Genomic DNA, 10,307 nt, shown 5'->3' with positions numbered 1-10,307 from the left:
GCGTCGGTGGCAGCCTTGGTGGCAGCAGCGGAGGCCTTGGCGGCAGCGTCGTTGGTCTTGAGGGGGTTGGGCTTGGTGGCGGGAGCAGTCATGATGTTGCCCTTTCGTTCGGAGGGCGCTCGAGTGAAGCGCCGCGCGGGGTGAAACGCCGCGAAGGACGTTATTAGCAGGTTAGCAGGATCATTGCTAACACGCAAGGGGTTCAGCTGAAGATGTAGGTGCCCGGAGCCTCGTACAGCGCCGGATGGTCGTCGTTGCCCATCGACGGCGGAGCCACCAGGGCGCCGGCGCGCTTGGTCGACCACGCGGTCCAGTCCTCCCACCACGAGCCGGAGGTGCGCACCGCGGTGTCCTTCCAGTCCTTGGGGTCGGCGGGCAGGGTGGCGGGCTCGTCGGCGTCGGGGGCGCCGACCGCCTCGAACCATGCCTTCGGGCTCGGAGGGTTGACCGCACCTGCGACGTGCCCGCCGCTGCTCAGCACGTATCGCACGTTGCCGCCGAGCAGGTTCACCGCGTGGTACGACGACGTCCACGGCACGATGTGGTCGTTGATCGCCCCCACCACGTACGTGTCGCACGTGATGTCGGACAGGTCGAGCAGTTCCCCGTCGAGCACGTACTTCTTCTCGGCGAGCTCGTTGCGTCCGTACAGCGACCGCAGGTAGTGCGAGTGCATCGTGGCGGGCATCCGAGTGCTGTCCTCGTTCCACGCCAGGATGTCGAAGACGGCAGGCTTCTCGCCCTTCATCCAGCGCGACACCCAGTAGTTGAAGATCAGGTCCTTCGCGCGGATCATGTCGAAACTGCCGGCCATCTCGGAACCGGACAGGAAGCCCTGTCGGCTCATCCGGTACTCGACGCGGTCGAGAGTTGCCGGATCGGTGAGCAGCGACAGTTCTCCGACCTCGCTGTAATCGAGCAGCGTGTTGAGCATCGTGAACGCGCTGATCCGCTTGTCGCCGAGCTTGCCCATCCGGGCCGCGGCCATCGCAGCCATCGCGCCACCGAGGCAGATCGAGAGCACCTCGATCTGCGACACGCCGGTGATCTCCTCGACCACGTCGAGCGCGGACGCGATGCCCTGCTCGTAGTAGTCGTCCATTGTGATGTCCTGCATCGACTCGTCCGGGTTGCGGTACGAGATCGCGAACACCGTGCGGCCGTGCTGCACAGCCCATTCGATCAGGCTTCGCTCAGGCGCGAGATCGAGGATGTAGTACTTGTTGATCCACGGCGGCGCCGCCAGGATCGGGATCTCGTGGACCTTCGGCGTCTGCGGCTCGTACTGGATCAGTTCGATCAGGTCGTTGCGGTACACGACCTTGCCCGCAGTCGCGGCCATGTTCTCGCCGAGCGTGAATGCCCCCCGGTCCACCTTCACCGGAAGGCCCTTCCGGTTGACCATGTCGTCGACGGCGAACTTCGCCCCGCGCCACAGGCTTGCGCCACCGGTGTCGAGCGCGCGTACGAGCACCCCCGGGTTGATCAGGAAGTTCGACGGGGCGAGCGCGTCGAACATGAGGTTCGCGAACTGCCGGGCCTTGCCGTCCTGCAGCGCATTGCCGGAACCCGCATCGGCCAGGTCTTCGACGTATTCGCGCGTGGCCAGGTAACTCTGAAGGAGAGAGAAGTAGGCGGGGTTCTCCTTCCAGGCGGCCTCGGAGAACCTGCGGTCCTTCGGATCCACCGGCACGGGGGCGTGCGGATCATCGGCGTTCCACACGCGCGTCGCCGCGGCGGGAATGTGGGCCAGGCGGTTCGCATAGTCCGTTGTCGCGCCGACGACGGCACGCGGGTTCTTCGCGGCGCGCCCGGCGACGGACGCAACGGCCGGGCCCCACCCGATCGGATCGAGCGACGAAGTGATCTTTTTCTGCAGATTGTTGAGCACCGAGCGACTCCAGAACTGGGTGAATGATCCACTACCAGGCTGGCAGCCGCTTCGAGGGTCCGCATCTTACTGCAAGGTACATGCACAGTGCACGTTTCTCGCGCGCAAAGGAAAGCGCGCTGACCTGCTGCGCGGGTGAGGAAAATCCGCTATCCGTCGCGTTGTGAGAGTCCTCACTCGGGAGAGGGTCCGGGCTCCGCGCCCCCGCCACGTCGGCGCTTGGCCACCGTCACCTCACGGAACGCGTGATACATCTCCTCGAGCGAGCGCCGTTGCGCGTTCGTCAGATCGGGGTCCTCCCGGAGGGCCCGCACGACGGCGGGATCGTCCCCGCCGTCCGGCGTGACCTGTGACGCCAGGGTGTCCGCGGACAGATGCAGCTGCTCGGCGATCGCGTTGAGCACACGCTCACTCGGTGCGCGCAGATTGCGCTCGATCTGCGACAGATACGGGTTCGAGATACCCACCATCGACGCCAGTTGCCGCATCGGGAGTTCCGCCAGTTCACGCTGCCGGCGGATCAGCTCGCCCAGGGTTGCGGGGCGCGACTCGTCCTCGTCCATGAGGCCAGCATAGGGTCGGAGCACGTCGAAGAAACGCGCCGCCGGGGAGCGGGTGACGAGCTACCCGTCCGCATCGCGGATAATGGGGGACGATCCCTGTTCGGCGAGAGAGGACATCATCATGCTTGCCCGCACCGACCTGCGCGGTCGTACCCCCACCACTGCGGAGCTGAGGGGCGCGCTGCCCCGCGGCGGAGTGGATGTGGACGCGGTGCTGCATCAGGTCCGTCCCGTCGTCGACGACATCCGCGATCGCGGCGCCGAGGCGGCCCTCGACTACTGCGAGAAGTTCGACGGCGTGCGCCCCGCGTCGGTCCGGGTCCCTCCGGCCGAACTCGACCGCGCCCTCACCGAACTCGACCCCGCCGTGCGCGCCGCCCTCGAGGTCGCCATCGAACGAACCCGCAAGGTTCACGCCGAGCAGCGTCGCACCGACACGGTCACCGAAGTCGTCCCCGGTGGCACCGTCACCGAACGCTGGGTGCCCGTCGATCGTGTCGGCCTCTACGTGCCGGGCGGCAACGCCGTCTACCCCTCCTCGGTGGTGATGAACGTCGTTCCCGCGCAGGCCGCCCAGGTCGAATCCCTGGTCATCGCGTCGCCGCCGCAGAAGAACTTCGGTGGTCTCCCGCACCCGACGATCCTCGCCGCGGCCAAGCTCCTCGGCGTCGAGGAGGTGTGGGCGGTCGGCGGCGGGCAGGGCATCGCGCTGCTCTCGTACGGCGGCACCGACACCGACGGCGCCGAACTCGCCCCGGTCGACATGATCACCGGCCCCGGCAACATCTACGTCACCGCCGCCAAACGGCTGTGCCGGTCGGTGGTCGGCATCGACGCCGAGGCCGGGCCCACCGAGATCGCGATCCTCGCCGACCACACGGCCGATGCCGTGCACGTCGCCGCCGATCTCGTCAGCCAGGCCGAGCACGACGTCATGGCGGCGTCCGTCCTCGTGACCACCAGCCCCGCACTCGCCGATGCCGTCGACACCGCGCTTGCCGCACAGCTCGAACTGACCAAGCACCGCGAGCGGGTCACCACCGCGCTGTCCGGAAGCCAGTCGGGCATCGTGCTGGTCGACGACGTCGAGCAGGGCTTGAACGTGGTCAACGCCTATGCGGCGGAACACCTCGAAATCCAGACGGAGAACGCGTCCGCGGTCGCTGCCCGCGTCCGTGCGGCCGGGGCGATCTTCGTCGGTCCGTGGGCGCCGGTCTCGCTCGGCGACTACTGCGCCGGCTCGAATCACGTGCTGCCCACGGCGGGCTGTGCCCGGCACCAGTCCGGGTTGAGCGTGCAGACGTTCCTGCGCGGCATCCACGTCGTCGAATACACCGAGGCCGCGCTGAAGGATGTGTCCGGTCACGTGATCACCCTCGCGAACGCCGAGGATCTGCCCGCACACGGTGAAGCCGTGCGTCTGCGATTCGAGGCGCTCCGGTGACCGACACGACGGTGCCCGGTTCCCGCATCACACTCGACGACCTGCCGCTGCGCGAGAATCTGCGGGGCAAGTCGCCGTACGGCGCCCCGCAGCTGACGGTGCCCGTGCAGCTCAACACCAACGAGAATCCGCACCCGCCGACGCAGGCGCTCGTGGACGACGTCGCCGAATCCGTCCGTGTCGCGGCCGCGCAGCTGCACCGGTACCCGGATCGCGACGCCGTGGCGCTGCGCACCGACCTCGCCGCCTACCTGACGCGTCAGACCGGCGTCACCGTCGGTGTCGACAACGTCTGGGCGGCCAACGGTTCCAACGAAATCCTGCAACAGATCCTGCAGGCGTTCGGCGGACCGGGCCGCAGCGCAATGGGATTCGTGCCGTCGTACTCGATGCACCCGATCATCGCCGACGGCACCCAAACCGAGTGGCTGCCCACCTATCGCCGCGACGACTTCACCCTCGACGTCGATGCCTCGGTCGCGGCCATCCGCGACCGGCGGCCCGACGTGGTGTTCGTCACGAGCCCCAACAACCCGACCGGGCACAGCATTCCGCTCGACCAGTTGCGCGCGATCCTCGAGGTCGCGCCGGGCATCGTGATCGTCGACGAGGCGTACGCCGAGTTCTCGGCTGTTCCCAGCGCCCTCGGCCTGATCGACGAGTACGCGACGAAGGTCATCGTCACGCGCACCATGAGCAAGGCGTTCGCATTCGCCGGCGGCCGACTCGGTTACCTCGCCGCCGCACCCGCGATGATCGACGCGTTGCTGCTCGTGCGGCTGCCGTACCACCTGTCGGTGGTCACCCAGGCCGCCGCGCGGGCCGCGCTCCGGCACGCCGACGATACTCTGGCGTCGGTGGCCGCACTGGCCGCCCAGCGCGACCGCGTCGCCGCGGACCTGGCCCGGTTCGGTTACGACGTGATCCCGTCGGATGCGAACTTCATCCTGTTCGGCCGCTTCGTCGACGCCGCCGCCACCTGGCAGCGGTATCTCGACGAGGGCGTCCTGATCCGGGACGTCGGCATCGCCGGCTACCTGCGCACCACGATCGGCCTGGCACACGAAAACGACGAACTGCTGCGAGTCAGCGAGAAACTCGCCGCTACGGAAATCGAGGCAACCCGATGAGCGACCGCATCAACACGAACGATCGCACCGCCCGGGTCGAACGCACTACGAGGGAATCGTCGATCACCGTCGAGCTCAACCTCGACGGCACCGGACGCACCGAGATCGCTACGGGCATCCCGTTCTACGATCACATGCTCACCGCGCTCGGTCAGCACGGCAGCTTCGACCTGACGGTGCAGGCCCAGGGCGACATCGAGATCGAAGCCCACCACACCGTCGAGGACACCGCGATCGTGCTGGGTCAGGCATTCAATCAGGCGCTCGGCGACAAGCGCGGCATCCGCCGCTTCGGCGACTGCTTCATTCCCATGGACGAAACGCTCGCGCACGCGTCGGTGGACGTCTCCGGCCGGCCGTACTGCGTGTTCACCGGTGAACCCGAGTACATGGTGCACTCGGTCATCGGCGGTTACCCGGGCGTGCCGTACTCCACGGTGATCAACCGGCACGTGTTCGAGTCGTTCGCGTTCCACGCGCGCATCGCCCTGCACGTCCGGGTGCTCTACGGGCGCGATCCGCACCACATCACCGAGGCGGAGTTCAAGGCTGTCGCGCGCGCACTGCGTGAAGCCGCGGAACCCGATCCTCGGGTGAGCGGAATTCCGTCCACCAAGGGCGCCCTGTAGTTCCATGGATGTCGTCATCACCTACCTGTGCTTCATCGCCGCCGGCATCGCCGCAGGTGGCACCTGGTCGATGTGGAAGGCACGCAACACGCTGTTCGCGGGCGTTCTGCTTGCGCTGTGTGTTCTCGCGGTGGTAGCGGGCGTCCTCAGGCTGCTCTGACGTGAGGGAACCCGACCCGACGGACCGTCCGACCCTGTTCGGTGTCCGGGGCCTCGCCGCGGCGTGGTCGACCTCCGCGGCGGCGTTCGGCGGCTTCTCGCTGCTGTTGCCCGTGGTGCCGTGGGCCGTTGCGGAAGAGGGCGGGAGCGACACTCTTGCAGGTTCGGTCACCGCGGTGTTCATGTTCACCACCGTGCTCACGCAGATCGCGATGCCGCGACTTCTCCGGAGGTTCGGTCATCGTGCGACTCTCGCGGCGGGCTGCCTGTTTCTGGGGCCGCCCTCTCTGCTGTTCCTGATCTCCATGGAACCCGCAGCAGCTCTGGGGATCTCGGGGTTGCGGGGTATCGGATTCGGAATGATCACGGTGGCCGCCGCCGCGCTCGTCGGCGAACTCGCGCCCGCGCGGCTTCTCGGGCGGGCCACGGGCATGCTCGGGATCTCGATCGCCGCGTCCCAGATGATCGGATTGCCCACAGGCCTTGCCCTGGCCGAACGGTTCTCGACCACACCGGTGTTCGTGCTCGGCGCGATCGTGTCGTCGGCCGGGCTGATCGCCGCGGCGCGGTTGCCGCGCCTCGAACCGCGATCCGGCAGGCCTGCCGCGCGGCTGCCGTTCGTCGTGTTGCTGCTGCCGACCGTGGCGGTCGGCGCCGGCGCGATCGCGTACGGCGGCCTGACCTCGCTCCTGCGGATCGCCGTCGTCGACCTGCCCGTTCCTGCTGCGCTGGCGATGCTCAGCGCGTCCACTCTCGTCGGCCGGTTCGGAGCGGGCGCACTGGCGGACAGGTTCGGTGCCGGTCGGATGCTGCCGGTCGGACTGGGGCTCGCCGGCGTCGCGATGGTGCCGTTCGCGCTCGTGGCCGACGGCCGCGCCGGCGCCGCCGTACTGATCGGCGCCGCAATCTGTTTCGGGCTCGGTTTCGGGATCGTGCAGAACGAGGCGTTACTCATCGCGTTCCGTCGCGCGGGGTCCGAGCACATCGGGTCGGCGAGCGCCGCGTGGAACATCGGCTTCGATGCAGGGACCGGCGCAGGTTCGTTCGCTCTCGGAGCGATCGCGGCATCGGCAGGTTACCCGGCAGCGTTCGCGATCGCCGCGGTGCTCGTTCCCACTCTGCCGCTGCTGGCCCGCCTCGCGGGGCCACCGGAGCGACCACCCACCGCCGCATAGAATCGACGCCATGAGCGCAACCAACATCGCAGTCCTCGACTACGGCTCCGGTAACCTGCATTCCGCGGCGAGAGCCCTCGCTCGCACCGGCGCGCAGGTCGAGGTCACCTCGGATCCGCAGGTGGCGCTCGCCGCGGACGGCCTGGTGGTTCCGGGGGTCGGTGCCTTCGACGCCTGCATGAGAGGCCTGCGCCAGGTCGGTGGCGAGAAGATCATCGGCACCCGCCTGGCAGGAAGCCGCCCCGTGCTGGGCATCTGCGTCGGCATGCAGATCCTCTTCGAGCGCGGTGTCGAGCACGGCATCGAGACCGAAGGGTGCGGCGAGTGGCCCGGCATCGTCGAGCGGCTCGACGCCCCGGTGCTTCCGCACATGGGGTGGAACACCGTCGAGACTCCGCCGGACTCGGTGCTGTTCGCTGGCATGGACGCGGACACACGCTTCTACTTCGTGCACACGTACGCGGCCCAGAAATGGGAACTGCCGGAACCGGAGCGAATCGCCGCTCCCAAGCTGACGTGGGCGCAGCACGGCGGACGATTCCTCGCGGCGGTGGAGAACGGCCCGCTGTCGGCCACCCAGTTCCACCCGGAGAAGTCCGGCGACGCCGGCGCGCACCTGCTGCGGAACTGGGTGAACTCGTTGTGACCCGACGCGGCGGCGACGAGCCGGGCGAGGATTTCTCGCTGGGCCGACTCGCGCTGAGCTCACTCGGCGCCGCCGCGGCGGTCCTCGCGGTGGTCACCGTCGTCATCGTGGTCCTGAAGCCCGCGCCCGGCGTCGGTCTCGCCATCGCTCTCCTCGGAGTGGTAGCTGCGATCGCCGCGATGGGATTCGTGTCGGTGCGCACCACTCGCCGCGCTTTCGGGCGCGACGGGCGGCAGGAGTAGGGCCTTCCGTGACCGGCGACACACACGGACCGAACCGCACTTCGGTCAGGACACGAATCGGCGGAACGTAGGAGATTCGGCGGCCGCCAGGATCATTCGTTCGTACTCGTACAGCAGGCGCGACCGGATCGGCCGCGCCGGCACGTCGTACGTTCCGATGTAGTCGACGATGGACTTGCAGAAGCTCAATTTGAACTGACCGACACCGCACAGGGGGTGCGCCGGGTCGTCGGCCTGCGCCGACAGAGGAGTGCCGCCGAAGTCGTATCGCACGGCGCCGACCTCGCGCGCCCATCGCATGGCCTCCCACTGCACCGCGTGTCCGACACCGTGCGCGCCGAGTCCGTTCTCGCCGGAAAGACCCGCTTCCTTTCGAATCGACGCCCCGTTCAGGTACATCGCCTCCCCACCCACTCGCATCACGAAGGCACCCGCGACGACCTCGTCGCCGAGGCGCGCAATGAACAACTGTCCGTTCCCTGCCTTCTGCAGGCGGGAGTAGAGGCTGTGCACGTGCTCGAAAGAGCGGATCGGGAACCGCCGGTCGGCGGTTGCCGCGAACAGCTCGTAGAAGTTGCGGCAGTTCTCCTCGGTCGCCTCGACGCGTTCGACCGCGACGCCGTCGCGCGCTGCTCGCCCGATCCACCGGCGGGCGCGTTGCCCGAAGCGGGCCAGCACCTGTTCCTCGGTGCCGCCGAGGTCGACGATGACGGTGTGCCGTGGCGCCCACACTTGGACCTGTCGATAACCCGCAGCGTGCAGGAGATACCGGGCGGACGCGTCATCAGGGACCCGGGGCTCGATCCGCACGGTGGCCACGCCCTGTGCGGCCGCGAACGGGGCCAGCGCCGATGCCACGGCAAACGCCGATTCGATGTCGACGACGCGCGGGGCCCCCGGAAGATGCCACGTTCGCCCCAACAGTGGGATGCGCCGCTCGAGGACCATGCAGGCGAGGTCGCCGACGAACAGGTAGATGGGGATGAACCCGAGTGCGCGTTCGTGCTCGGCATACTTGCGGCCCTGCCATACCGCTCCGGCGGCAGGATTGGCTTCGATGAAGTCGTCCCACCGGGCGATCTTGTCCGCATTCGCGAACCTCACGGCTGCCGGACGGGCAGTGCTCGTTCGGTCTCGGATCGGGTTCAGGACTTGTCGGGTTTGCATCAGGCTGCGACCTCCGCATCATCACGACGACCGTGTCGACCACGGGTGGTGTAGACGTTTCTCTTCGCAAATCGGACAAGGATCCGGAACGTTACGGCCGCGCAGGGTGACTACAGGGGCGGAGTGCACTCGGGGCCCGGCTTCACGGCCCGAGGGCGTCCCGAGCGGCGGGTGGATCGGTAGTCCGACGTCGGTGACCGCAGGAAGTGCGCGGGCGTTTTCCGTGTCGGAGACCGCAGGCACTAATGTGGTCGCAGTGAGCCTGGTCCTTTTGCCCGCAGTCGATGTTGCCAACGGTGAAGCAGTTCGCCTCGTACAGGGAGAGGCGGGTAGCGAAACCGGCTACGGGTCGCCGCGCGATGCCGCCCTCGAGTGGCAGAACGCCGGTGCCGAGTGGGTACATCTCGTCGACCTCGATGCTGCGTTCGGCCGTGGCGACAACCGCGAACTCCTCGCTCGCGTCATCGGTGAACTGGACGTGAAGGTGGAATTGTCCGGCGGGATCCGCGACGACGGCACTCTGGCTGCCGCGCTCGCCACCGGGTGCGCCCGCGTCAACCTCGGCACCGCTGCCATCGAGAACCCCGAGTGGTGCGCCCGGGCGATCGCGGAGTACGGCGAGCGCATCGCCGTCGGTCTCGACGTCAAGCTCATCGACGGCGAGTGGCGGCTGCGCGGCCGTGGCTGGGTGTCCGACGGCGGCGACCTGTGGGAGGTTCTCGAGCGGCTGAACCAGGAGGGCTGCTCGCGATACGTCGTCACCGATGTCACCAAGGACGGCACCCTCACCGGGCCGAATCTCGAGCTGCTGCGCGACGTGTGCGCGGCGACCGACGCACCCGTCGTCGCATCCGGCGGCGTGTCCACGATCGACGATCTGCGGGCGATCGCGTCGCTCGTCGGCGAAGGTGTCGAGGGCGCGATCATCGGCAAGGCGCTGTACGCCGGCCGGTTCACCCTGACCGAGGCGCTCGACGCGGTGTCCCGCTGAGTTCATGACCGACGCCACCGACCTGCCACGTCTGCTCGCCGTAGCGAGCGAGGTGCTCGACGACGCGGTGGAAATGTTCGTTGCCGGTCACGGCGCTCCGCGTTCCGTCGACAAGGGCCCCAACGACTTCGCCACCGATTTCGATCTCGAACTCGAACGACGTATCTCCGCGGAGCTGTCCGATCGCACGGGTGTCGCCGTGCACGGCGAAGAGTTCGGGGGACCGGCGGCCGGGGAGGGCGCGGTGTGGCTGCTCGATCCCATCGACGG

General features: G+C 68.2%; 12 protein-coding genes. 9 read left to right on the top strand and 3 right to left on the bottom strand.

What is annotated here, in order from left to right; translation table 11 throughout:
• Window positions 1-202 precede the first annotated feature (202 nt).
• Window positions 203-1,891 (bottom strand): PHA/PHB synthase family protein, encoded by a 1,689-nt coding sequence (locus Q8814_RS21120; protein ID WP_330153955.1) that lies wholly within the window; start codon window positions 1,889-1,891, stop codon window positions 203-205.
• 173 nt (window positions 1,892-2,064) lie between these two features.
• On the bottom strand, window positions 2,065-2,454 hold the full coding sequence (locus Q8814_RS21115) for a helix-turn-helix domain-containing protein (protein WP_330153954.1): 390 nt from the start codon (window positions 2,452-2,454) through the stop codon (window positions 2,065-2,067).
• A gap of 121 nt (window positions 2,455-2,575) precedes the next feature.
• On the opposite strand from Q8814_RS21115, the gene hisD reads away from it, so the two are divergent.
• From hisD to Q8814_RS21080, 7 genes are read left to right on the top strand one after another with little or no spacing between them, the layout of a single operon-like run.
• The gene (hisD, locus tag Q8814_RS21110; RefSeq protein ID WP_330153953.1) at window positions 2,576-3,898 is read left to right on the top strand and encodes a histidinol dehydrogenase; all 1,323 of its coding nucleotides are present in this window, start codon (window positions 2,576-2,578) and stop codon (window positions 3,896-3,898) included.
• Window positions 3,895-5,028 carry a histidinol-phosphate transaminase gene (locus Q8814_RS21105; RefSeq protein WP_330153952.1) on the top strand — a complete coding sequence of 378 codons (1,134 nt, stop codon included), beginning with the start codon at window positions 3,895-3,897 and terminating at the stop codon, window positions 5,026-5,028. The genes hisD and Q8814_RS21105 overlap by 4 nt, the downstream gene beginning before the upstream one ends.
• Window positions 5,025-5,657, top strand: a complete 633-nt coding sequence (hisB, locus tag Q8814_RS21100; protein ID WP_330153951.1) for an imidazoleglycerol-phosphate dehydratase HisB — start codon at window positions 5,025-5,027, stop codon at window positions 5,655-5,657. The genes Q8814_RS21105 and hisB overlap by 4 nt, the downstream gene beginning before the upstream one ends.
• A gap of 4 nt (window positions 5,658-5,661) precedes the next feature.
• The gene (locus Q8814_RS21095) at window positions 5,662-5,817 is read left to right on the top strand and encodes a hypothetical protein (RefSeq protein WP_330153950.1); all 156 of its coding nucleotides are present in this window, start codon (window positions 5,662-5,664) and stop codon (window positions 5,815-5,817) included.
• Window position 5,818: 1 nt separating this feature from the next.
• Window positions 5,819-6,991, top strand: a complete 1,173-nt coding sequence (locus tag Q8814_RS21090) for an MFS transporter (protein WP_330153949.1) — start codon at window positions 5,819-5,821, stop codon at window positions 6,989-6,991.
• Window positions 6,992-7,001: 10 nt separating this feature from the next.
• Window positions 7,002-7,637, top strand: coding sequence for an imidazole glycerol phosphate synthase subunit HisH (gene hisH, locus Q8814_RS21085; protein WP_330153948.1), 636 nt, complete (start codon window positions 7,002-7,004; stop codon window positions 7,635-7,637).
• Entirely contained in the window at window positions 7,634-7,879 is a 246-nt protein-coding gene (locus Q8814_RS21080) for a hypothetical protein (protein ID WP_330153947.1), read from the top strand. The genes hisH and Q8814_RS21080 overlap by 4 nt, the downstream gene beginning before the upstream one ends.
• Window positions 7,880-7,924: 45 nt before the next feature.
• Here the strand turns inward: Q8814_RS21080 and Q8814_RS21075 are convergent, their stop codons facing one another.
• Window positions 7,925-8,983, bottom strand: a complete 1,059-nt coding sequence (locus Q8814_RS21075) for a lipid II:glycine glycyltransferase FemX (RefSeq protein WP_330153946.1) — start codon at window positions 8,981-8,983, stop codon at window positions 7,925-7,927.
• 319 nt (window positions 8,984-9,302) lie between these two features.
• Between Q8814_RS21075 and priA the strand changes: the two genes are divergently transcribed.
• Together priA and Q8814_RS21065 are read left to right on the top strand one after the other, a co-directional pair.
• Window positions 9,303-10,037 (top strand): bifunctional 1-(5-phosphoribosyl)-5-((5-phosphoribosylamino)methylideneamino)imidazole-4-carboxamide isomerase/phosphoribosylanthranilate isomerase PriA, encoded by a 735-nt coding sequence (gene priA, locus Q8814_RS21070; protein WP_330153945.1) that lies wholly within the window; start codon window positions 9,303-9,305, stop codon window positions 10,035-10,037.
• A gap of 4 nt (window positions 10,038-10,041) precedes the next feature.
• On the top strand, window positions 10,042-10,307 hold a 266-nt coding region (locus Q8814_RS21065; RefSeq protein ID WP_330153944.1), incomplete at its 3' end, for an inositol monophosphatase family protein.

Source organism: Rhodococcus chondri, assembly GCF_036327435.1.
Taxonomy (GTDB): Bacteria; Actinomycetota; Actinomycetes; order Mycobacteriales; family Mycobacteriaceae; genus Rhodococcus; species Rhodococcus chondri.
This window is presented reverse-complemented; position numbering and strand designations above follow the sequence as displayed.